Genomic DNA, 20,129 nt, shown 5'->3' with positions numbered 1-20,129 from the left:
CCGGTCGCGCCCGCCCCTCCTCGACTTGCCGCACCCCCGTGATGGGTGTGCCCTGGGGGAGTGGGGGAACCGACCCGGGGGCGACCACGAGGAGTGTCCAGATGGGCGCACACGCAGCGGGACCCGCAACCAGGACAACAAGCAGGACAACGAGAGGGGCGGCCACCAGGGCCGGCCGTGCCAGTTGGGCCATTCCTCTTCTGCTCGGCCTCACCTACGGCATCTACAGCGGCTTCATGTCCCGTGGCTACGACCCCCTGACCTGGTCGAACGTATGGCTCGGCGTCCTCTGCGGAGTGATCGTGACCGCAGTCGCCCACGTCGTCGGCAAGATGACCAAGGGCCGTACCCCCGGCATCCGCGCCACCGCCTTCGCCGTGCCCTTCGGCATCGCCATGGGCTTCCTCCACAGCCTCGGCGGCAGCAGCGTCCTCACCTCGGTGGTCATGGGCCTGGTCCTCGGCGCGGCCATGTTCGTCTCCGCGTTCTACGCCTTCTACTCCCACAGTGACTGAGGGGAGTTCGGGTAAAAAAATGTCGCGCAGCTCCCAAGTGGGGTCCGTTACGGTCGAGTTGGGAGCCTGCGTCGCCAAGTACCGGCAATCGGAGCAGGCGCGCACCACTCCGGAGTAGAACACCAGTCTGCACGCATCGATCCGTACGACGCCGGACACGGGGAGTTGACCCACCCAGATGAGCACGCAGATACAGTCCAGGACCGACCTCGCCATCGAGACCGAATCCCTGGTCAAGGTCTTCGGTGACAACCGGGCCGTCGACGGCATCGACCTCTCCGTCCCCACCGGCACCGTCTACGGCGTCCTCGGCCCCAACGGCGCGGGCAAGACCACCGCCGTCAGAATGCTCGCCACCCTCCTGCGCCCCGACGGCGGCAGCGCCCGGGTGTTCGGCAAGGACGTGGTGAAGGACGCCGACGCGGTACGTTCCCGGGTCAGCCTCACCGGGCAGTACGCGTCCGTCGACGAGGACCTCACCGGTACCGAGAACCTCGTCCTCCTCGCCCGCCTGCTCGGCCACTCCAAGCCCGACTCCCGTTCCCGCTCCGCCCAGTTGCTGGAGGCCTTCGGGCTGAGCGAGGCGGCGGGCAAGCAGGTCAAGAACTACTCCGGCGGCATGCGGCGCCGCATCGACATCGCCGCGTCCATCCTCAACACCCCCGACCTGCTCTTCCTCGACGAGCCGACCACCGGCCTGGACCCGCGCAGCCGCAATCAGGTCTGGGACATCGTCCGCGCGGTCGTCGCACAGGGCACGACCGTTCTTCTCACCACCCAATACCTCGACGAGGCCGACCAGTTGGCGTCGCGCATCGCCGTCATCGACCACGGCAAGGTCATCGCGGAGGGCACCAAGGGCGAGCTGAAGGCGTCCGTCGGCTCCGGCTCCGTACACCTGAGGCTGCGGGTTCCGGACGACCGGCCGCGGGCCGAGCAGATCCTCACCGCCGAGATGAACGCCCACGTCCAGCTCGAACCGGACCCCGTCGCGCTGACCGCCACCGTCGACGGCGGCAACACCGAACAGGGCGCCGCCGAACAGGCCGCCCGCGCGCTCGCCGCCCTCGCCAGGGCCGGCATCACGGTCGACAGCTTCGCGCTCGGCCAGCCCAGCCTGGACGAGGTCTTCATGGCCCTGACGGAGCAGAAGCCGTCCGACGAGCCCGGCGCAGCAGCCGATGAGGGAGAGCCGGCATGAGTACCGCGACCACCAAGCAGCAGGACCAGAGCGACGTACTCCTCGAAGCCCCCAGGGTCGACGAGCTCGCGGCCCTCCTGGTCGCCAAGGACCGGCCGCCCCGCCCCAGCGCGCTCTCCGCCTCGCTCACCTTCGGGTGGCGGGCGATGCTCAAGATCAAGCACGTACCGGAGCAGCTGTTCGACGTGACGGCGTTCCCGATCATGATGGTGCTGATGTACGCCTACCTCTTCGGCGGCGCGCTCGCCGGATCGGTCTCGGAGTACATCCAGTTCCTGCTGCCCGGCGTACTGGTGATGTCCATCGTCATGATCACCATGTACACGGGCGTGGCCATCAACACGGACATCTCCAAGGGCGTCTTCGACCGCTTCCGCACCCTGCCGATGTGGCGTCCGGCGCCCATGGTCGGCTATCTGCTCGGCGACATCGTCCGCTACCTCATCGCCTCGGTGGTGATCCTCGCGGTCGGCCTGGTCATCGGCTACCGGCCGCAGGGCGGGGTGCTGGGCGTGCTCGGCGGGGTGGCGCTGCTGATGGTCTTCTCGTTCGCCTTCTCGTGGATCTGGACCATGTTCGGGCTGATGCTGCGCTCCGAGAAGTCGGTGATGGGCGTCAGCATGATGGTGATCTTCCCACTGACCTTCCTCAGCAACGTCTTCGTCGACCCGCGCACCATGCCCGGCTGGCTCCAGGCCTTCGTCAACAACAGCCCGGTGAGCCATGCGGCCACGGCGGTACGGGAGTTGATGGCCGGCCACTGGCCGGGCGCGGACATCGCCTGGACGCTGGCCTGGGCCGGCCTCTTCCTGACGGTCTTCGGCACCCTGACGATGCGGCTCTACAACCGGAAGTAGTGAGGGCTCTGCAACCGGAAGCAGCCGGGGCGCCCGAGCCGCCTACTTCTCGTCGCCCCGCACCACCGTCACCGGCACCGGCGAGCGCTGCACCACGTGCAGGGACACCGAGCCGAGGAAGCTGGCCTTCAGGCCGCTGTAGCCGCGCGCGCCGACCACCAGGAGGTCGGCGCCCTCCGCGCGGTCGAGGAGTGCCTCGGCGGCGTTCCCGCGGACCGTGTGGCGGGTGACGGTGGCCGCCCGTTCCGCCCCCAGGACGCGCTCGACCGTCTCGTAGAGGGTCTCCGTCGCGTGCCGCTCCGGGTCGAAGTCGGCGTCCTCCGGCAGGATCCCGGCCCAGGTCGGGAACTCCCAGCTCGTGACGGCCACCAGCCGGCCGCCGGTCAGGTCCGCCTGCTGTGCCGCCCAGCGCAGCGCCCGTACCGACGACTCCGAGCCGTCCACGCCCACGACGATCCTGCCTGCCATCTGCCGGCCCCTCTGTTGGATGGGATGGTGGTCCGGTCAATTCGATCAGCGTCCGGTGGGGGCCGCCACTCAGGCGGCCCCCACCGGCGGCCATGCGGCTCAGCCCTTCCGCAGCGCCGCCAGCTGTTCCGCGAACGGAACCACCTCCGGTGACCCCGGCCGTACGCTCCCGGACCGGCCCGCCATCAGGTCGGCCAGCTCCCCGGCCGCCCTGTCGATGCGGCGCGGCAGCAGCTCCGTATAGCCGTCGCCGACCGAGCCCCAGTCCTCCGAGGCGGCGAAGACCGCCGTCGGGACGACCTGGGCGCGCAGGTACGCGAAGAGCGGGCGGACCGCGTGGTCCAGGGCGAGGGAGTGGCGGGCGGTGCCGCCGGTGGCGGCGATCAGGGTGGGCTTGGCGGTGAGGGCCTTGTCCACGTCGATCAGGTCGAAGAAGGACTTGAAGAGCCCGCTGTACGAGGCGGTGAAGATCGGGGTGACGGCGATGAGGCCGTCCGCGTCCTCCACCGCTTCGAGGGCGGTACGCAGCTCTCCGTTCGGGAATCCGGTGACCAGGTGGTGCGCGATCGGGACCGCGAGGTCGCGCAGGTCGACGTGCACGACGTCGAGGCCGGGAACGCGGCCGGTGAGGCGGGCCCGGACCGCCTCGGTGAGGCGGTCCGCGAGGAGGCGGGTGGAGGAGGGGGTGCTCAGTCCCGCCGAGACGACCACGAGCTTCATGACGCGTTGACCTCCGTGTTCATCGCTTCCTGCCGGGCGGCTTCCTGCCGGGTGGCTTCCTGCTGGGCCGCCGCGACCCGCGCCTCGTGCGTCGGCCCGTCCGGGACCTGCGGCGGGCGGTTCGCGGCCATTTCCCTGCGGAGCACCGGTACGACCTCCTCGCCGAGCAGGTCGAGCTGTTCCAGGACCTTCTTCAGCGGCAGACCCGCGTGGTCCATCAGGAACAGCTGGCGCTGGTAGTCGCCGAAGGTCTCGCGGAAGGTCAGCGTCTTCTCGATGACCTCCTGCGGCGAGCCGACCGTCAGCGGCGTCTCGCGCATGAATTCCTCCATGGACGGGCCGTTCCCGTACACCGGCGCGTTGTCGAAGTACGGGCGGAACTCGCGCACCGCGTCCTGCGAGTTCTTCGCGAGGAACGCCTGCCCGCCGAGGCCGACGATTGCCTGGTCGGGGGTGCCGTGGCCGTAGTGCGCGTAACGCTCGCGGTAGAGGTTGATCAGCTTCCGGAAGTGCTCCTTCGGCCAGAAGATGTTGTTCGCGAAGAAGCCGTCACCGTAGTACGCGGCCTGCTCGGCGATCTCCGGCGAGCGGATCGAGCCGTGCCAGACGAACGGCGGGACGCCGTCCAGCGGGCGCGGGGTGGAGGTGAAGGACTGGAGCGGCGTACGGAACCTGCCCTCCCAGTCGACGACGTCCTCGCGCCACAGGCGGTGGAGCAGGGCGTAGTTCTCCACGGCGAGGGAGATGCCGTCGCGGATGTCCTTGCCGAACCAGGGGTAGACCGGGCCGGTGTTGCCGCGCCCCATCATCAGGTCGACGCGGCCGTCGGCCAGGTGCTGGAGCATCGCGTAGTCCTCGGCGATCTTCACCGGGTCGTTGGTGGTGATCAGCGTGGTCGAGGTGGAGAGCAGGAGCCGGTCCGTACGGGCCGCGATGTGGCCGAGCAGGGTGGTCGGCGAGGACGGCACGAAGGGCCGGTTGTGGTGCTCGCCGGTCGCGAAGACGTCGAGCCCGACCTCCTCGGCCTTCTGCGCGATGGCGACGATGGCCTTGATGCGCTCGTGCTCGGTCGGGGTACGGCCGGTCGTCGGGTCGGGCGTGACGTCGCCGACGCTGAAGATCCCGAACTGCACGGCGCGGTGCGTCGCTGTCGCGGTCATGGTGGTCACCTCTGGGGCTGTGATGTGACGGTTGAATATTGAACAATCGCATCAACAGGGAGCTGCGGCAACCTATTCCCGCAGGTCGGACGCCCCGGGGTCGTTCGGCATACGCTGGGTGGACAGGGAATCGGACAGGGTGGAGGACCAGGTGGCCGAGACGACGGTGGCCGAGGTGATGGCCGAGCTGGCCGCCCTTGAGGACCCGAAGGCCCGAGCGGTGAACGAGAAGCACGGCGACGACCACGGTGTGAACCTCGGCAAGCTGCGCGCGGTCGCGGGGCGCCTGAAGAAGCAGCAGGAGCTCGCACGGGGCCTCTGGGCGACGGGCGACACGGCGGCGAGGCTGCTGGGGCTGCTGATCTGCCGCCCCAAGGAGTTCGGGCGCGGCGAACTGGACGCCATGCTGCGCGAGGCGCGTACGCCCAAGGTGCACGAGTGGCTCGTGAACTACGTGGTCAAGAAGAGCCCGTACGCCGAGGAACTGCGCGTCGCCTGGACGGCCGATCCGGACCCGGTGGTGGCCAGTGCGGGCTGGGCACTGACCGTGGAGCGCGTCGCGAAGAAGCCGGCCGGGCTCGACCTCGGGGGGATGCTCGACGTCATCGAGGCGGAGCTGAAGCAGGCCCCGGACCGCTTGCAGTGGGCGATGAACCACTGCCTGGCGCAGATCGGGATCTCGCACCCGGACCACCGTGAGCGTGCGCTCGCCATCGGCGAGCGCCTCCAGGTGCTCAAGGACTATCCGACCCCGCCGGGCTGTACGTCCCCGTACGCCCCGGCCTGGATCAACGAACTGGTCCGCCGCCAGTCGGCATAGCCGCCGGGGCCGTCATCGCCGGGGCGGGTCGTGGCTCAGGAGCCGGTGCGGCCGTCCGCCAGTTCCCGCAGGACGTCCAGGTGGCCGTTGTGCCGGGCGGTCTCCTCGATCAGGTGCATCAGCACCCAGCGCAGCGTCGGCCGCTCCCCGCCCCTGATCTCCACGGCGCTCACCGCGTCCAGGTCCGTCGCCGCCACCAGCGCCCGGTACTCCTCGGACTTCGCCTCGTACTCCGAGATCAGCTCGGCGATCGGCCGCGTCGCGCCGATCCGCATCTCCCGGTCCGGGTCCTCGTCCGTCCAGGGCCACTCGACCGTGTCCTCCTTGCCGAGGAAGATCGCCTCGAACCACCACTGCTCCACCCAGCGCAGGTGGCTGATGAGCCCGCCCAGGGTCATCAGCGGCGATCCGGGCAGCGGGGCGGATCCCACGTGCGCCGCGGCGACGTCCGCGCACTTGTCGACGGCGGTGCCGCGCACGTAGTCGAGGAAGGTGGTCAGGGAGGAACGTTCGTCCCAGGCGGCAGGCATATCGGTTCGTCGGGTCACCGCTGGATGATCGGGTGCGCGGCTGCCGGAAGTCGAACGATTAAAGGAGTGCCCGAAGGAGTGACCCCGCCCCGGAACATGCCCCGCGCACACCCGAGTCGGTGCACTCTGCCGGGATGTCCGCACGCATCGACGTCACCCTGCCGGCCTCCGACCGCGTACCGTCGCCGCCGCCCATCCCGCCGACCTGCCCGAACTGCCGCCAGGGCGTCCTGTGGAAGGACACCCGCTCCGAGATCCGTGAGACCGACGAGCACCACTGGCGCTGGTGGTGCGGCAATTGCCAGAAGCGGTTCCGGCCCACGGAGGAGCACCTCCGCCGCTTCTCCTGACCGGCCCCGCGCGCCGGTCCGCGGCACTGGTTCACGGGCACTGGTCCACGGCGCCGCTCCGCGAGCCGGCCCTCACTGTTCCTCGGCCAGCGAGGCCCGGTCTCCGTCCCGGCGGATGCCCGGCACCAGTCCGTTCTCGACCACCTCGTGCGCCACCGCGGTGAGCCGCTGCCCCCTGCTCCGCGCATGCCCGCGCAGCACCGCGAAGGCCTCGTTCACCCCGACCCGCAATCTCGCCGCCAGCACTCCCTTGGCCTGCTCGATGAGGATCCGGCTGTCCAGTGCCGTACGGAGCTGAATCGCCGTCACCCGGTGTCTGGTCAGGGTCTGTTCGTGTACGAGGCCGATCGCGGCGGCATCGGCGAGCGCCCGTCCCAGCCGCACGTCGAACTCCGGCAGCGGGCCCGCCCCCGTACGCAGGAGCAGCAGACTGCCCAGCCGCTCCCCGCGCAGCCTCAGCGGCAGCGCGCACGCCCAGGTGTACCCGGCGCTGCGGGCGAGCGGGGCGAACGAGGGCCACCGACCGGCCGCCGTCGCGAGGTCGACGCGCGTCAAGTCGGCGTCGTCGGCCCCGGCGTGACAGTCGACCGCGGGGCCTTCCACCGCGATGACGTCCAGCAACTCCTGGATCTCCTCCGTGGGGTCGCAGGGTGCGACCGTCCGCAGCGGCTCGCCGCTCGGGGCCAGCAGTACCGTCGCGACCGAGACGTCGAGTAACTGGAGGCAGCGCGAACGGAGTTGCTGAAAGAAGTCGATCGTGTCGAATTCGTCCACAAGTGTGTCGGCCAGCTCCACGAAGGTGTCGGCCAGCGCCAGTTCACGTTCTCGGTTCATGATCGGATTCCCTTGTTCCGCACGTTTCTCCGACCCTCACTGTTTCCACGGGGCGCAAAAGATCGTTTCGTCATTCCTCATGTTCCTGGAATTCCCTGTGCGACGTTCTCCTACTGCCTGTCGTCGGTCAATTGGATCCGTCTGGCGACGACATCCCGGGAGACGGCGACGATAGGCCGGTCATGTGCGAACGCATAAGCGCGCAACCGGTCAAGAGCGGTCGCGAGGTCCACGCCAAGATCGACACTGACCATCCCGGTCGCCTGGTGCACGACCGCCCGGTGCAGCGTGCCATAGGTGTCGCCACCGGCCCGTACTCCCTTCCTGCCCGGGGGCGGTGGAGAGAGAAGGTAGTGGGTGAGCGCCTCGCACAGGGTCAGGGCCGCGTACAGACCGGCCTCGCTGAGGGGGCGGGGTTCGCACCGGTGACCGGTCAGTGAGCCGACCCGTATCGCACCGAGCCGCAGCGGCAGTGCGACCAGTGACCGGACGCCGAGTTCGGTGGCGCCGGGAATGAACGCGGGCCAGCGGCCCTCGTCCATGTGCCGAAGGTCGGCGATGAGGTGCAGTGAGCCCTTCTCGGCGGCTTCCACGCTCGGCCCCTGGCCGAGCGTGAACTGCAGGTCGTCCAGCGGCGCGCTCAACTCGCCGCTGAACCAGAGCAGTTCCGTGGCGGGGGTGTGCGTGGACACCGCGATTCCGTCCACGTCCAGCAGTTCCGCGCAGCGCGCGACCCACCTGGTGGAGGGTCCTGGTGCGCCTGGCGCCAGCAGATCGACCAGGACCGTCAGTCCCTCGACCTTGTGCTCGGGCATACATCATCACCTCGAACGCCGCCCGGAGGTGCGGCAGTCCACTTCGTGATGCCGCACTGGTCCGAACGGCGCGGTATTTCACTTGTCGTCCCCCAGAATGCCAAGGTCTTCCCCCGTGCTCAAGCCGTTCCGGAAGTGCCCACTGCACCGAGCCGTCCGCAACGCCGGGCCGTCACCTGACGCGCGGGATCAGTTGCTGCACCCGGGTGAACCGGGCGGCGCGTCCACCGGGGCGGTGGGGACGGGTGGTGGCGGGGTGTTGCCACAGTCGGCTCATGCGACGAGTCGAGTTCATGCGAGGGTGCGCGGTGTCCGTGGCCGTCGGTCTGCTGGCTGCGGGGGCGAGTACGGGGGCGCGGGCCGACCCCGTACCGGAAGCGGCCGAGGTGGAGCGGCTGTACCGGGAGGCGGGGGCCGCCGTGCAGGTGCACGAGAACGCCCGCAGGGCGGTGCGGCGGGCGCGGGCTGAGGTGGGCGGGCTCCGTGCGGCCGAGGCGGCCGAGCGGGCGCGGCTCGGCCGGTTGCGGGAGGCGATGGGGGAGTTGGCGTGCCGCCAGTACCGGGGCGGGACCGGGCCCTTCGCGTACACGGCCCGCTTCCTGGCCGCCGACTCCCCCGAGCAGCTGATGCGGCGGATCGCCCTCGCCCAGCGGGGCGGGCACGCGACGGCCTCGCTGATGGTCCGGGTACGGGAGTCCAGGGCCCGGCTGGCCCGCGACCGGGCGGCGTCCGCGAAGGTCCTCGACGCGCTCAAGGCCGATCTCGTACGGCAGTCCGCCGCCCGCAGCCTGATCGAGCGGAAGCTGGGGCTGGCCCAGGAGCGGTTGCGCAGGGCGGAGGAGGCCAGGCGGGCGGCGCGTTCCGCCGCGGCGGCACGGGCGTCCGGCGGAGGCGTACTCGCCGGTGGTGCGCCGGGACGGTCCTGCGAGGGCACGGCGTCCGTCGAGCCGCTCGGGCCGCCGCCCCCGGCCCGGCGCGCCGCCGCCCCGCAGTGGGTCAAGCCGGTGGATCCGGCCCCGCTCTCCGCCGGTTTCGCGGAGTCCGGCGGCCGCTGGAAGAACCGTCACACCGGGCAGGACTTCGCCGTCTTCGACGGTTCACGGGTACGTGCGGTGGGCGCAGGCACCGTCCACTTCCTCGGCTGCGGCGACGGCTTCGGGAACCAGGTGATCATCCGCCATCCCAACGGCTACTTCACCCAGTACGCCCACCTCTCCGCCTTTGGCGTCCGTACGGGCCAGCACGTCGCGGCAGGAGAAACGATCGGTCTCTCCGGCAGCACGGGCAACGTCTCGGGGCCGCACCTGCACTTCGAGGTGCGCGTCACCCCGCAACTCGGTTCGGGGATCCCGCCGTTGCCCTGGCTGCGGGAGCAGGGGGTCGATGTGTGAGGGCGCGCGCCTCCGTGCTTTTCTGCGGTGGTGAACCGACCCGCTCTCCGCGTACGCCCCCGGCGTCCCGCCGATCTGCCCGCTCTCGTACGCGTCCTGCGCGAGGTGCACGAGAAGGACGGCTATCCCCGGCACTGGCCGGCCGATCCGGAGGAGTGGGTCGGGGGTGGTGGTGCCCTCGGTTCCCTCGGGGCGTGGGTCGCGGAGGCCGGGGGTGCGGAGGACGGGGGCGCCGGCGGTCCTGTCGGTCATGTGGCGTTGGTCGTCGCGGGGCCAGGCGACGTGGCGCCGGGGCTGGTGCCGGGGCCGGTGGCCGTGGTGGCCCGGCTCTTCGTGTCGCCACGGGCGCGGGGGACCGGCGCGGGTAGGGCGCTGCTCGCCCAAGTGGCGGGTGCGGCACGGGAGTTGGGCCTTCGGGCCGTGCTGGATGTGGTGGCGGCCGACGGCGGAGCTGTCGCCTTCTACTCCCGTACCGGCTGGGAGGCGGTCGGCGGCGGCGAACAGGACTGGGGCGGCGGCGAGTTGGTCCCGGTCCGCTGCTTCGCGGCGGCCGCCGCGTCCTGAACGGAACCCGGTACCCCGTTCGGCCTGCTGTTCTACGCTGAGCCGCGTGGCAGAAGTGAACGACGTACTGACGGGGGGCCGTTACCGGCTCCTGGAGCTGATCGGCCAGGGCGGGATGGGCCGGGTGTGGCGCGGTCTTGACGAGACGCTCGGGCGGGAGGTCGCCGTCAAGGAGGTGCTGCTGCCACAGGGCATCACCGCCGAGCAGCGCGAGGTGCTCCTCCAGCGTGTGATGCGCGAGGCGCGGTCCGCCGCCCGGCTCAACCACCCCGGGATCATCACGGTGCACGACGTGGTGGAGCACGCGGGGGCGCCGGTCATCGTCATGGAGTACGTCACCGGGGTCTCGCTCGCGACGGCGATCGAGCGCACCGGCGGCCGGGGTCTGCCGGTGGCACGGGCCGTGGAGATCGGCACCGCCGTGCTCAAGGCCCTCGAACGGGCCCACGCGGCGGGCATCGTCCACCGCGACCTCAAGCCGGACAACGTCCTGCTGATGGACGACCGCGTCATCCTCACCGACTTCGGCATCGCGCACATGGCGGACGCCACCATGGCGCTCACCCACACGGGCACGATCATCGGCACACCCGCGTACATGGCCCCGGAACAGCTGGTCGGCAAGCCGCCCGCGCCCCCGACGGACCTGTGGGCGCTGGGCGCCACGCTGTACTGCGCGGTGGAGGGCCGGCCCCCGTTCTCCGCCGATACGTTCACGGCGCTGTGCATCGCCGTGGCCACGGAGGATCCGCGTCCGCCGCAGCGGGCGGGCGTGCTGGCCCCCGTACTGGCCATGCTCCTGACGAAGGACCCGCAACTGCGCGCGGACGCGGGGCGGGTGCGGGCGGGGCTGGCGGAAGCGGAAGGGGCGCTGCGGGGAGGCGCAGGTCATCCGGCGCACCGCGTGCCGCCCGCGATCCCGACGCAGGTCGACCCGGGGGCGGCGCCGGCGCCGGGGTACGGCCCGAGCCAGAGCGCGGGCTACGGACCCACGCCGACTGCCGCACCGGGGCACGCCGCACCGGGGCACACGCCCACGCCGGGGTACGCCACGCCGGGGGCCGCACCGGGGCACGCCGCGTCGGGTGCCGCGCCCACGCAGGGGCACGCGCACACGCCGGGTGGCGCGCCCACGCCGGCTGCCGCACCGGGGTACGCGACGCCGGGTGCCGCACCGGGGCACGCCACGCCGGGTGCCGCGCCCACGCCGGGGCACGCGCACACGCCAAGTGCCGCGCCCGCGCCCCGCCGGGCGCGGGCCGGGGCCGTGATGCCCGACGCCCTCACCATGAGCGCGGCGGCCCTGCCCGCCCGGCCGCCGCAGGGCGGCCCCCAGCCGTCGCGGACGGGGCTGCGCCCGGACCAGGCGCGGTGGCTGCGGCTGGCGGGGTGCTTCGCCCTGGCGGCGGCCATCAGCTACCTGCTGCCCTGGAACGCGCGCCAGGTCACCCCCCTCAGCCTCCTCGGCGTGCTCGCGACCGCGTGCCTCAACGCCTTTCCCCGGCCCCGGCTGCATCCGGCGGTGGTCTGGGGGTGCGCCCTGCTGCTCGACTTGGCGCTGGTCGTCGGGTTCGGCCTGATGAGGGCCGGATTCGGGGGGACGGCGATCGGCGGGCTGTTCAACGCACTGCTCCTGAGCACGGGCGCGTGGCTGCTGTGGTGGAGGATCCCGGTCCGCGACCAGTAGTCCGCAGCCGGTGTGCGGGACGTGCGGAGCCCCGTCCGGACCGGGTCGGGTCCGGGCGGGGCTCCGCCGTCAGTGCCAGGTGCTACAGGTCGAACTCGTGCGGCGGCAGGCCCACCGCGAAGCACGCCTCGCGGACCACGGCCTGCTCCGTCTTGTCGAAGTCGCCGTCCGCGCCGCCGATCACGATGCCGATCTGGATGACCGCACGCGCCTCCGCCGGCTTCTTCTTCGCCTTGGCGATCTCCTGGAGGATGCTCACCTTGCCGAACGCGAAGTCCGCGGTGAGCTTCTCGCAGTACTCGTTGAAGCGGCGCTGGAGGTCGTCGGCGGGGAAGTTCTGCAGCACGTCGTTGGTCATGATCAGCGAGGCGACGCGCTGCCGCTCCGAGGCGTCGATCGTGCCGTCGGCCGCCGCGACCAGTGCGCACATGGCCATGCTGGCGTCCCGGAACGAGCCGCTCTTCAGCTCGTTCTTCTTCGACTCCAGCTGGGTCTGCATCGTAGAGGCGGTTTCCTTGAGGCGGTCCCACAGGGCCATGAGGTGTCTCCGTCGTCGTCCGGCTTTGCTGCCACAGCTTCTTCTACAGCTTTGTAGAATCTAACAGGCCCGGGCATAAAGACGATCTAATGGCCCGTCCTAGTGGCTCGCCGTCCGGGACTCCGCCGCGATCAGTTCCTCCAGGGTCGGCGGCCCCGCCGGGGGCTTCTTCCTGCCCTCGGTCAGACGCAGGAAGAGCGGTTCGGTCCAGCGCGCGGCCAGCGGGCCGAGGATCACCAGGATCAGGACGTACGCCGTGGCGAGCGGCCCGATCCGGGGTTCCGTCGCCACCGCGAGGCCCGCGATCACGATCGAGAACTCGCCGCGCGCCACCAGCGTGCCGCCCGCCCGCAGCCGCCCCTTCTTGCCGATGCCCGCACGCCGGGCCGCGTACCAGCCCGTACCGATCTTGGTGAGGGTGGTGACGACCGCCAGGAGCAGCGCCGGGACGAGTACGGGCGGGATGTCCGCCGGGTCCGTCGAGAGGCCGAAGAAGACGAAGAACACGGCGGCGAAGAGGTCACGGAGCGGGGCGAGCAGCTTGTGCGCGCCCTCGGCGACCTCGCCGGAGAGGGCGATGCCGACCAGGAACGCGCCGACCGCCGCCGACACCTGGAGCTGCTGGGCGATGCCCGCGACCAGGACGGTGAGGCCGAGCACGACCAGGAGCAGCATCTCCGGGTTGTCCGAGGAGACCGCCCTGCTGATCACGCGGCCGTGCCGCAGCGCCGCGTACAGGACGAGACCGACCGTGCCGAGCGCGATGAGGAGCGTGACGCTGCCCCCGGCCAGGCCGACGCCCGCCAGCATGGCGGTGAGGAGGGGGAGGTAGACCGCCATCGCCAGGTCCTCCATGACCAGGACGCCGAGGACGACGGGGGTCTCGCGGTTGCCGAGCCGTCCCAGGTCGGTCATGACCTTGGCGATGACTCCGGAGGAGGAGATCCAGGTGACGCCCGCGAGGGCGACCGCGCCGACCGGGCCCCAGCCGAGGATCAGGGCGGCGACGGCGCCGGGGGTCGCGTTGAGGACGAAGTCCACGATGCCCGACGGGTACTGGGTCTTGAGGCTGGTGACCAGTTCGCTCGCGCTGTATTCGAGGCCGAGGAGCAGCAGGAGCAGGATGACGCCGATCTCGGCGCCGACGGCGGTGAACTCCTCGCTCGCGTCGAGGGGTATCAGCCCGCCGTGGCCGAACGCGAGTCCGGCAAGCAGGTACAGGGGGATGGGGGACAGGCCTATGCGGCCCGCCAGCCGGCCGATGATGCCCAGGGCCAGGATGACGGCGCCGAGTTCGATGAGGAGAGCGGTGGTGTGCACGGTGTTCGGATCCCCGGTCTCAGTCGTCGTCGGCGTCGGTGAGCGTCGCGCCGGAGGGGGCGCCCGCGATGATGTCGGCGAGCGCGTCGACGCCTTCGCGGGTGCCGACGGCGACCAGGGTGTCGCCGATGGCGAGCCGGAAGTCCGGCTCCGGGGAGGGGTGCGCGCTGGCCCGGCGCAGTACGGCCACGATCGAGGCACCGGTGCGCGAGCGCGCCTTGGTGTCGCCCAGGAGCTTGCCGCCGTAGGGCGACTTGGACGTCACCGGGATGTGCTCGGTGACGAGGTCGATGCCATCGGTCCGTACGGCGTCGGTGGGCGCCGAGTCGAGCAGGTGCGCGAGGGCGGTCGCCTCCTCCACGGAGAGCGGGACGGCCTGCTGGCACGCGTCCGGGTCGTCCTGACTGTAGAAGCCGAGGAACCTGCGGCCGTCGTCATGGACGACGACGGAGAGGTGCCGGCCGCCCTCGGTGGTGAAGTCGTACTGGATGCCGATGCCGGGCAGAGTGGAACGTCGTGTCCCCATGGGGTCCTCCATGGAAGCGAGAGGTGATCATCTTTAAGGTCCCATTACCTTACTGTGCACCTCGTATGCCCCACTTTGTCCAGGTGTACGGGGACGCCGCCCGCGACCGCGGCACGCGCCGCCCCACAGCCTTGCTACTCCGGCGGCTGCTCCAGGATCTCCTCCACCACCTCCGACACCGCCCGCCCGCTGCCGAAAGCCCTCGCCCGTACGTGGGCGAGGGCTTCGGTGTACGAGGTGCCGCGGCGCTCGGCCAGCACCCCGACGGCGGTGTGGGCATCGCCCCAGTGCGCCCGGATCACGTCCCGCGGCTCCCACACCTCGACCGCCTCGCCGGACACCATCCGGTGGTACGTCGAGAGCAGCACCAGCGCCGCCGCGCCCGCCGCGTCCCTGCCGCGCCGCACCTCCTCCCCGGTCAGCGTGCCGGGAATCCGCCGGAAGAGGTCGACCGCGCCCAGCACGTGCGTACCGAAGGAGAGCGGGAAGCCGTAGACCGCTCCGATGTCGCCCAGTTCCTCGGCCGCGCGGCTGCTGAACACCGGCCAGGGGGACGGCATCTGGTGGTGCAGATCGCGGACGATGACCACCTCGTTGGTGGCCGCGGCCGTGACGCAGGGGCCCTCGGCCGTCTCGAACTGCACGTGCTCCAGGCGCAGTGCCGTCTCGTCCGAGGTGCACACCAGCTGCCGGTTCGGCGATTCGGTGAAGAAGGACATCGAGGAGCCGTCCACCCCCATGCCCTCGCGGATCGTCCGGCACAGCAGCCCCGGGACGCGGGCCGGATCCCGCTCCCCGTCCGCCGCGGCCAGTACCTGCTGGGCCATGGACTGAGGGCCCTGGTGACCGGATGCGTTCATCGCTGATGTGTCCTCGGGTCGGGCCGACCGGCCGTGCCGTCAGTCGAGCGGCAGGTGTACCTGTACGCGCTTCCCGCCGGCGAGGCGCTGGATGTCGTACTTGCTGCACAGCGCCAGGACCAGTTCGAGGCCGTGCTGTCCGATCCGCTCGGGGTCGGGGGCGCCGGGCCGGGGGAGCCTGGAGTCGGTGTCCCACACGGTGATCTGCAGGATGTCGGGGCTACCGGGAGTGCCGGGGGTGCCCGGGGTACCGGGCCGGTCGATGGCCAGGTCCAGCAGGCAGGGTCCCGGCGCGTACTTCGCCGCGTTGGTGACCAGCTCGCTGACCAGGAGCTTCACCGTCCCGGCGGTCCGTCCGGAGACCGTGACCCCGTGCAGGGCCTCGGCCCGTATGAGGAAGTCGGCGGCGAAGTCCCTGGCCTCTCCAATGGTGCCGGGCTCGCCGTCGTACGTCGCGCTGGCACTGAAGGGGATGTTCACTGCCACAGCCATCGTCGCTTCCCGCACCGCACGCACCACCCGTCCTGTTTCGTACACCTGACGCCCCCCGTGATGTCCGGTGCTCTGCTGACGCGCTTTCCCCCTCAGCGCATTTTCAGTCATAGGGATGTCAGGGGAATTCGGCCGGAACACGGTGATACCGCAGGGGCCGCGAACGCGGCAGGTCAGAGGCGTTGCGACGGCGATACCGGCGAACGGCCGACGGTGGTCAAGCGGCCGGGCCCGGGTCGCCCCCAGGAGGGACCTTGCGTTCGGCGGCCCGCAACCGGGGCACACGGGGGGCATGAACGCCGCACACCCGGTCCTCGCCGCCTCCGTCCCCGTAGCGACGGCCGCCGCCGACCGCCCCGACCTTCCGCCCGTTGCATGGCTGGTGCTGGGCCTCGTCTTCGCGGTGGCCGTGCTCAGCGCCGCCGCGCGCTACGTCCGGCCGCCGTCCAGGGACTGAGGCCGGCCCCCGGCCGCGCCCCGGCCACCTGCGCCACTCGTCCCGGCCGCCCCACTCGTCCCGCCCGCCAGCGCGGCGATCTGGGTACGGGAGGAGAAGCCCAGCTTGGCGAGGATGTGCTCGACATGGGCGTCGGCGGTCCGCTTGGAGATGACCAGGCGCTCCGAGATCTCCCGGTTGGTCAGCCCCGCCGCGACCAGCGTGGCGACCTCCCGCTCGCGGCGGGTGAGGTGGTCGAAGGACGGCACCCGGTCGCCGGGCCCGGTCGCCGAGACGGGGCGGGTGGCCCCGGCGAGCGCCAGTTCCACGGCCTGGTCGATGGGGATCTGCGCGCCCTGCTCGAAGAGCAGCCGGTACTCCGACTCGCCCAGCTCCGCCCGCAGGGCGCTCTCCACCCGGGTGTGGTCGTCCTGGTAGATCGCCTCCCCGAACATCGGGGTGCCGATCTTGCGCCACAGCTCGCTGCACGTGCCGAACAGCCAGGCCGCCAGCCTGCTGCCGCCGGTCTCCGCCGAGCCCCAGGCCAGCAGCTCCAGCGAGTTGGTGGCGGCGAACACGTCCCGCAGCTCCCGGCTTGCCCGCAGCGACTCACGCGTCAGCCGGACGCTCTCCTCGGCGTCGCCGCGCGTCCAGGCGGCCAGGCCCTTCATGCCGAGCAGCTGGCTGGTGATCATGCACTCGCCCGAGCCGCCGCCCGGCGCCCGGGAGATCTGCAGCAGTGACTCCTCGGCGTGCGCGGTCGCCTCGTCGGAGCGCCGCAGCAGCACCTGGACGTAACTGGCCTGGTAGTGGTGCACCACCAGGCCGAGCGGATCACCTATCCGGTGCTGCTCGGCGAGGGCTTCGGCAAGGGTGCGGCGGGCCGTCTCCGGGTCGTTCATCAGCCAGGAGATGCTGCCGAGGAAGCCCTGCGCCTGAGCCAGGTCGAGCTCGGAGCCGCACGCCCCGGCGACCCGGACGGTCTCCTGGAAGCCCGCGTGGGCCGTCGTGACCTCCCCCTGCATGATGGCGAGCAGACTGCCCCAGAGCAGTGCCTGCGCACGCTCCCTGGACTCCCCGCTGTCCAGGGCGAGGCCCTTCTCCAGCCAGTACCTGCCCTCCTTGAACAGCCCGGTGGTCGACCAGAAGGGCCACAGCCTGGCCGCTATGACGAGTGCGGGCCGCACCCCGTCGGGGCGCGACAGCGAGTAGTCCAGGGCGCTGCGCAGATCGGCCAGGTCGCGGTGCAACTGCCAGTAGAGCGGCACCTGTTCGGCGGTCAGCAGCATTTCGAAGAAGTACGAGGCCCGGCCCAGGTAGTGGTCCCGGTGGCGCCTGCGGCAGCGCTCGCGCTCGGTGTCCTCGCACCGGTCGACACCGTACTCGCGGATCGTGTCGAGCAGCCGGTAGCGGGCGCTGTCGTCACCGTCGCGCAGCACGACGGACTTGTCGACGAGCCCTATCAGGTGCTCCAGGACCTCGTCGTGGGAGAGCCCGTTGTCCTGCTTCGCCTCCTCGTCGTCGTCCGCGCAGACCTCCTCGACGGCCGTCAGGTCGAAGGACCCGGCGAACACCGAGAGCCGGGACCACAGCAGTCGCTCCGGCGGCGAGCACAGGTCGTAGCTCCAGTCGATGGCGGTACGCAGGGTCTGGTGGCGCGGCAGCGAGGCGCTGCGCCGGCCGCCGGTCAGCACCTGGAAGCGCTGCTCCAGGCGGGCGGCGAGCTGCTGGAGGGGGAGTGCCCGCAGCCGTACGGTGGCGAGCTCGATGGCCAGCGGGATGCCGTCCAGGCGTTTGCAGAGGGCGAGTACGTCGCCCCGGTTGCGCGCGTCGACGACGAAGTCGGGGACCACGGCGGCGGCCCGCTGCGCGAACAGCGCCACGGCGTCGTCGTCGCCCAGCGGCGGTACGGGCAGGGTGTGTTCGCCCGGCACGTCGAGCGGCTGGCGGCTGGTCGCCAGTACGCTCACGCCCGGCGCCTCGCGCAGCAGCAGGTCGGCGAGCAGGGCGCACGCGTCGAGCAGGTGCTCGCAGGTGTCGAGGACGAGCAGCAGCCGCCGGTCCTCCAGATGCTCGACGACCACGTCCAGCATCGTCCGCCCCGACTGCTCGGGCAGTCCCAGGGTGCTCGCCACCGCGCCGGGCAGCAGCTCGGGATCGTGCAGCGCGGACAGTTCGACGAGCACCACCCCGTCGTCGTACTCCCCCTTCAGGGACAGCGCGGTACGCAGCGCGAGGCGGCTCTTGCCGACCCCGCCCGGGCCGATCAGCGTGGCCAGCCGCGAACTCCGCAGCAGCGCACGTACGCGTTCCAGCTCCGATATCCGCCCGACGAAGCCGGTCACTTCGACGGGCAGCATGCCGGTGCGCCGGGTGTAGCCGAGTGCCATGTCGCCCCCACACGCGGTCCTCAATGTGCCTACCAGTGTGGCGGGTTACACCGGCGCGCGTCAGGGTGCGGTCGGTCCGGTGACAGCTGGTGACGGTTCGGGGCATGACCGGACGCCCCGCGCGCTTCACTCGAATGGAGTACATGGCCCGGGAAGTGGCCCCAGGGCCGCAGAAGGCTGATATGGCCAGGTGCGGCGGGGTTCGGGCGGGCCCGGGGTGGATCACTGCGGTCGCGCGGCTGGCGCAGGGCGTGCGCACTGGACGTATGCGCGGGACACCGGAGGGATCGGTGCCGCGCGACCGGCAGCGACCGGTGCACGACCGGCAAAAGGAACGAAGGAAAAGGAGCCTGAGCTCATGACCTCTCCCCAAGTCCCCACCGGCGGTTACCGCCCCGAGGAACTGTCCGGCGCCAACGTGGTCGACGCCGAGGGCAACAAGGTCGGAGCCGTACAGAAGGTCTACCGCGACGACACCACCGGGGAACCGGAGTGGGTCACGGTACGGACCGGTCTGTTCGGCACCAAGGAGACGTTCGTGCCGCTGGCGGGCGCGACCCGTACGGACAACGGCGTGCGCGTGCCGCACGACAAGGATGTGATCAAGGACGCGCCGAGGATCGACGTGGACGGCCACCTGGACCGCTCGGAGGAGGGCGCGCTCTACCGGCACTACGGGATGACGGGCCCGGGGGACACGGGGAGGCACGCGGCGGGCAGGACGGCTGCCGCGGCGGCGGCTCCGGCGGCCGCCGCGAAGGCTCCCTCGGCCCCCTCGGACCGAGCCCGGTCGACGGTCCGCCCGCTGGCTGACACCGGTACCGGTGGACGCACCCTGGCGGGTGCCGGCGCGGGTGCTCCGACCCGTAGCGCCGCCGCACCGGACATCGACATCACCACCGGCCGCACGGGCCCGGGCACGATGGGCACCAAGGGCCAGTCGGAGGAAATGCTCCTCTCCGAGGAGCGGCTGAACGTCGCGACCGAGCAATACGAGAGCGGCCGCGCGCAGCTCCGCAAGCGGGTGGTGACGGAGGACGTCACCAAGCAGGTGGAGGTGAGCCACGAGGAGGTACGGGTCACCCGCATACCCATCACCGACGACGAACGCCGCACCGGCCGCACGACGGCGAACATCGCCGAGGGGCAGGTGGAGGTGGTGCTCCACGAGGAACGGGCGGTGACGAGCAAGGAGACCGTGCCGGTGGAGCGGGTGCGGATGGAGGTCTACAAGGTGACGGAACAGAAGGAGGTCTCGGGCCAGGTCCGCAAGGAGCAGGTGGAGTTCGACGAGGGCATGCGGTCGAAGCATGCGGACAGGCGGGGGATGGGCGACGACACCGGCAAGCGGTAGACGTCCCCACGAGGGGCGGGCAGGAGCGAGGACCCGCTGCACGCGGCTTCTCCCCTCCCCGCCCCTTCCCGCTGCACCCGAAGCACCGACCGGCCCCGCGCCTGCGGCGGGCGATGCCCCTCCCCACCCCTTCCCGCTGTGCTCGATTTGCGGCTGCCGCCGCGTGGCGCCCGAAGCGTTCAGCGGTGTCGCGCCTGCGGCGGGCTGTGCCCCTCCCCGCCCCTTCCCTAAACCGCTCCGCGGGGCCAGGGGTTTGTACGTGCGGGTCGAGTGTGGTTGCTCGCGCAGTTCCCCGCGCCCC

At 71.4% G+C, this 20,129-nt stretch carries 22 protein-coding genes; 10 read left to right on the top strand and 12 right to left on the bottom strand.

What is annotated here, in order from left to right:
- Positions 1 to 101: 101 nt before the first annotated feature.
- The 3 genes from ACZ5PB_RS10335 to ACZ5PB_RS10325 all read left to right on the top strand — a co-directional run bounded on the left by ACZ5PB_RS10335 (position 102) and on the right by ACZ5PB_RS10325 (position 2,573).
- Complete coding sequence (locus ACZ5PB_RS10335; protein WP_468689611.1) at positions 102 to 515, top strand: hypothetical protein; 414 nt, start codon at positions 102 to 104, stop codon at positions 513 to 515.
- A 178-nt stretch (positions 516 to 693) separates the two neighbouring features.
- Positions 694 to 1,716, top strand: coding sequence for an ATP-binding cassette domain-containing protein (locus ACZ5PB_RS10330; RefSeq protein ID WP_468689609.1), 1,023 nt, complete (start codon positions 694 to 696; stop codon positions 1,714 to 1,716).
- Positions 1,713 to 2,573 carry an ABC transporter permease gene (locus tag ACZ5PB_RS10325; RefSeq protein ID WP_468689607.1) on the top strand — a complete coding sequence of 287 codons (861 nt, stop codon included), beginning with the start codon at positions 1,713 to 1,715 and terminating at the stop codon, positions 2,571 to 2,573. Before ACZ5PB_RS10330 ends, ACZ5PB_RS10325 begins: the two co-directional genes overlap by 4 nt.
- Positions 2,574 to 2,615: 42 nt before the next feature.
- Here ACZ5PB_RS10325 and ACZ5PB_RS10320 read toward each other — a convergent pair whose 3' ends face one another.
- From ACZ5PB_RS10320 to ACZ5PB_RS10310, 3 genes are all read right to left on the bottom strand, one after another.
- A complete protein-coding gene (locus tag ACZ5PB_RS10320) occupies positions 2,616 to 3,041 on the bottom strand; it encodes a universal stress protein (RefSeq protein WP_468689606.1) in 426 nt (141 codons plus the stop codon).
- Between the two features lie 99 nt (positions 3,042 to 3,140).
- The gene (locus ACZ5PB_RS10315) at positions 3,141 to 3,761 is read right to left on the bottom strand and encodes an FMN reductase (RefSeq protein WP_468689604.1); all 621 of its coding nucleotides are present in this window, start codon (positions 3,759 to 3,761) and stop codon (positions 3,141 to 3,143) included.
- A complete protein-coding gene (locus ACZ5PB_RS10310) occupies positions 3,758 to 4,894 on the bottom strand; it encodes an LLM class flavin-dependent oxidoreductase (RefSeq protein ID WP_468690272.1) in 1,137 nt (378 codons plus the stop codon). Before ACZ5PB_RS10310 ends, ACZ5PB_RS10315 begins: the two co-directional genes overlap by 4 nt.
- Positions 4,895 to 5,072: 178 nt before the next feature.
- On the opposite strand from ACZ5PB_RS10310, the gene ACZ5PB_RS10305 reads away from it, so the two are divergent.
- The gene (locus ACZ5PB_RS10305) at positions 5,073 to 5,741 is read left to right on the top strand and encodes a DNA alkylation repair protein (protein ID WP_468690269.1); all 669 of its coding nucleotides are present in this window, start codon (positions 5,073 to 5,075) and stop codon (positions 5,739 to 5,741) included.
- A gap of 35 nt (positions 5,742 to 5,776) precedes the next feature.
- Here the strand turns inward: ACZ5PB_RS10305 and ACZ5PB_RS10300 are convergent, their stop codons facing one another.
- Positions 5,777 to 6,289 (bottom strand): DinB family protein, encoded by a 513-nt coding sequence (locus ACZ5PB_RS10300; protein WP_468689603.1) that lies wholly within the window; start codon positions 6,287 to 6,289, stop codon positions 5,777 to 5,779.
- 116 nt (positions 6,290 to 6,405) lie between these two features.
- Between ACZ5PB_RS10300 and ACZ5PB_RS10295 the strand changes: the two genes are divergently transcribed.
- A complete protein-coding gene (locus ACZ5PB_RS10295) occupies positions 6,406 to 6,621 on the top strand; it encodes a hypothetical protein (RefSeq protein WP_468689601.1) in 216 nt (71 codons plus the stop codon).
- Positions 6,622 to 6,693: 72 nt separating this feature from the next.
- Here ACZ5PB_RS10295 and ACZ5PB_RS10290 read toward each other — a convergent pair whose 3' ends face one another.
- Positions 6,694 to 7,455 carry an ANTAR domain-containing protein gene (locus ACZ5PB_RS10290; RefSeq protein ID WP_468689600.1) on the bottom strand — a complete coding sequence of 254 codons (762 nt, stop codon included), beginning with the start codon at positions 7,453 to 7,455 and terminating at the stop codon, positions 6,694 to 6,696.
- Positions 7,456 to 7,565: 110 nt separating this feature from the next.
- Positions 7,566 to 8,270, bottom strand: coding sequence for an ANTAR domain-containing protein (locus tag ACZ5PB_RS10285; protein ID WP_468689599.1), 705 nt, complete (start codon positions 8,268 to 8,270; stop codon positions 7,566 to 7,568).
- A 275-nt stretch (positions 8,271 to 8,545) separates the two neighbouring features.
- Here ACZ5PB_RS10285 and ACZ5PB_RS10280 point away from each other — a divergent pair, with 275 nt between their 5' ends.
- Genes ACZ5PB_RS10280 through ACZ5PB_RS10270 form a run of 3 tightly spaced genes read left to right on the top strand, consistent with a single transcriptional unit; the run spans position 8,546 to position 11,912 of the window.
- Positions 8,546 to 9,661 (top strand): M23 family metallopeptidase, encoded by a 1,116-nt coding sequence (locus tag ACZ5PB_RS10280; RefSeq protein ID WP_468689597.1) that lies wholly within the window; start codon positions 8,546 to 8,548, stop codon positions 9,659 to 9,661.
- A 30-nt stretch (positions 9,662 to 9,691) separates the two neighbouring features.
- Positions 9,692 to 10,225: a GNAT family N-acetyltransferase gene (locus tag ACZ5PB_RS10275; protein ID WP_468689596.1), complete on the top strand. Its 534-nt coding sequence runs from the start codon at positions 9,692 to 9,694 to the stop codon at positions 10,223 to 10,225.
- Positions 10,226 to 10,271: 46 nt separating this feature from the next.
- Complete coding sequence (locus tag ACZ5PB_RS10270; protein ID WP_468689594.1) at positions 10,272 to 11,912, top strand: serine/threonine-protein kinase; 1,641 nt, start codon at positions 10,272 to 10,274, stop codon at positions 11,910 to 11,912.
- 82 nt (positions 11,913 to 11,994) lie between these two features.
- Here the strand turns inward: ACZ5PB_RS10270 and ACZ5PB_RS10265 are convergent, their stop codons facing one another.
- The 5 genes from ACZ5PB_RS10265 to ACZ5PB_RS10245 all read right to left on the bottom strand — a co-directional run bounded on the left by ACZ5PB_RS10265 (position 11,995) and on the right by ACZ5PB_RS10245 (position 15,648).
- Positions 11,995 to 12,450, bottom strand: a complete 456-nt coding sequence (locus ACZ5PB_RS10265) for a tellurite resistance TerB family protein (RefSeq protein WP_468689592.1) — start codon at positions 12,448 to 12,450, stop codon at positions 11,995 to 11,997.
- A gap of 99 nt (positions 12,451 to 12,549) precedes the next feature.
- A complete protein-coding gene (locus tag ACZ5PB_RS10260) occupies positions 12,550 to 13,770 on the bottom strand; it encodes a cation:proton antiporter (RefSeq protein WP_468689590.1) in 1,221 nt (406 codons plus the stop codon).
- Positions 13,771 to 13,789: 19 nt separating this feature from the next.
- Positions 13,790 to 14,296 carry a cation:proton antiporter regulatory subunit gene (locus ACZ5PB_RS10255; protein WP_468689588.1) on the bottom strand — a complete coding sequence of 169 codons (507 nt, stop codon included), beginning with the start codon at positions 14,294 to 14,296 and terminating at the stop codon, positions 13,790 to 13,792.
- 134 nt (positions 14,297 to 14,430) lie between these two features.
- Entirely contained in the window at positions 14,431 to 15,156 is a 726-nt protein-coding gene (locus ACZ5PB_RS10250; RefSeq protein WP_468689586.1) for a GAF domain-containing protein, read from the bottom strand.
- A 39-nt stretch (positions 15,157 to 15,195) separates the two neighbouring features.
- Positions 15,196 to 15,648, bottom strand: a complete 453-nt coding sequence (locus ACZ5PB_RS10245) for an ATP-binding protein (RefSeq protein ID WP_468689584.1) — start codon at positions 15,646 to 15,648, stop codon at positions 15,196 to 15,198.
- 292 nt (positions 15,649 to 15,940) lie between these two features.
- Between ACZ5PB_RS10245 and ACZ5PB_RS10240 the strand changes: the two genes are divergently transcribed.
- Positions 15,941 to 16,105, top strand: coding sequence for a hypothetical protein (locus ACZ5PB_RS10240; protein WP_468689582.1), 165 nt, complete (start codon positions 15,941 to 15,943; stop codon positions 16,103 to 16,105).
- On the opposite strand, the gene ACZ5PB_RS10235 is transcribed toward ACZ5PB_RS10240, so the two are convergent.
- Positions 16,078 to 18,474, bottom strand: a complete 2,397-nt coding sequence (locus tag ACZ5PB_RS10235; RefSeq protein WP_468689580.1) for an ATP-binding protein — start codon at positions 18,472 to 18,474, stop codon at positions 16,078 to 16,080. The two genes, ACZ5PB_RS10240 and ACZ5PB_RS10235, sit on opposite strands and share 28 nt — an antisense overlap.
- Before the next feature lie 358 nt (positions 18,475 to 18,832).
- On the opposite strand from ACZ5PB_RS10235, the gene ACZ5PB_RS10230 reads away from it, so the two are divergent.
- Positions 18,833 to 19,828, top strand: coding sequence for a PRC and DUF2382 domain-containing protein (locus ACZ5PB_RS10230; RefSeq protein WP_468689579.1), 996 nt, complete (start codon positions 18,833 to 18,835; stop codon positions 19,826 to 19,828).
- The last annotated feature ends 301 nt before the right edge of the window (positions 19,829 to 20,129 follow it).

Source organism: Streptomyces sp. NPDC032721 (assembly GCF_055579625.1).
The sequence above is the reverse complement of the archived record's forward strand: the minus strand, read 5'-3'. Positions and strand labels throughout refer to the sequence as shown.

Excerpts from the sequence above, each read along its gene's own strand:
- ACZ5PB_RS10280 (WP_468689597.1), top strand. The coding sequence starts at position 8,546 with ATGCGACGAGTCGAGTTCATGCGAGGGTGCGCGGTGTCCGTGGCCGTC.
- ACZ5PB_RS10335 (WP_468689611.1), top strand. The coding sequence starts at position 102 with ATGGGCGCACACGCAGCGGGACCCGCAACCAGGACAACAAGCAGGACA.
- ACZ5PB_RS10325 (WP_468689607.1), top strand. The coding sequence starts at position 1,713 with ATGAGTACCGCGACCACCAAGCAGCAGGACCAGAGCGACGTACTCCTC.
- ACZ5PB_RS10240 (WP_468689582.1), top strand. The coding sequence starts at position 15,941 with ATGAACGCCGCACACCCGGTCCTCGCCGCCTCCGTCCCCGTAGCGACG.
- ACZ5PB_RS10285 (WP_468689599.1), bottom strand. The coding sequence starts at position 8,270 with ATGCCCGAGCACAAGGTCGAGGGACTGACGGTCCTGGTCGATCTGCTG.
- ACZ5PB_RS10315 (WP_468689604.1), bottom strand. The coding sequence starts at position 3,761 with ATGAAGCTCGTGGTCGTCTCGGCGGGACTGAGCACCCCCTCCTCCACC.
- ACZ5PB_RS10235 (WP_468689580.1), bottom strand. The coding sequence starts at position 18,474 with ATGGCACTCGGCTACACCCGGCGCACCGGCATGCTGCCCGTCGAAGTG.
- ACZ5PB_RS10290 (WP_468689600.1), bottom strand. The coding sequence starts at position 7,455 with ATGAACCGAGAACGTGAACTGGCGCTGGCCGACACCTTCGTGGAGCTG.
- ACZ5PB_RS10245 (WP_468689584.1), bottom strand. The coding sequence starts at position 15,648 with ATGGCTGTGGCAGTGAACATCCCCTTCAGTGCCAGCGCGACGTACGAC.
- ACZ5PB_RS10265 (WP_468689592.1), bottom strand. The coding sequence starts at position 12,450 with ATGGCCCTGTGGGACCGCCTCAAGGAAACCGCCTCTACGATGCAGACC.
- ACZ5PB_RS10320 (WP_468689606.1), bottom strand. The coding sequence starts at position 3,041 with ATGGCAGGCAGGATCGTCGTGGGCGTGGACGGCTCGGAGTCGTCGGTA.
- ACZ5PB_RS10330 (WP_468689609.1), top strand. The coding sequence starts at position 694 with ATGAGCACGCAGATACAGTCCAGGACCGACCTCGCCATCGAGACCGAA.
- ACZ5PB_RS10295 (WP_468689601.1), top strand. The coding sequence starts at position 6,406 with ATGTCCGCACGCATCGACGTCACCCTGCCGGCCTCCGACCGCGTACCG.
- ACZ5PB_RS10250 (WP_468689586.1), bottom strand. The coding sequence starts at position 15,156 with ATGAACGCATCCGGTCACCAGGGCCCTCAGTCCATGGCCCAGCAGGTA.
- ACZ5PB_RS10255 (WP_468689588.1), bottom strand. The coding sequence starts at position 14,296 with ATGGGGACACGACGTTCCACTCTGCCCGGCATCGGCATCCAGTACGAC.
- ACZ5PB_RS10230 (WP_468689579.1), top strand. The coding sequence starts at position 18,833 with ATGACCTCTCCCCAAGTCCCCACCGGCGGTTACCGCCCCGAGGAACTG.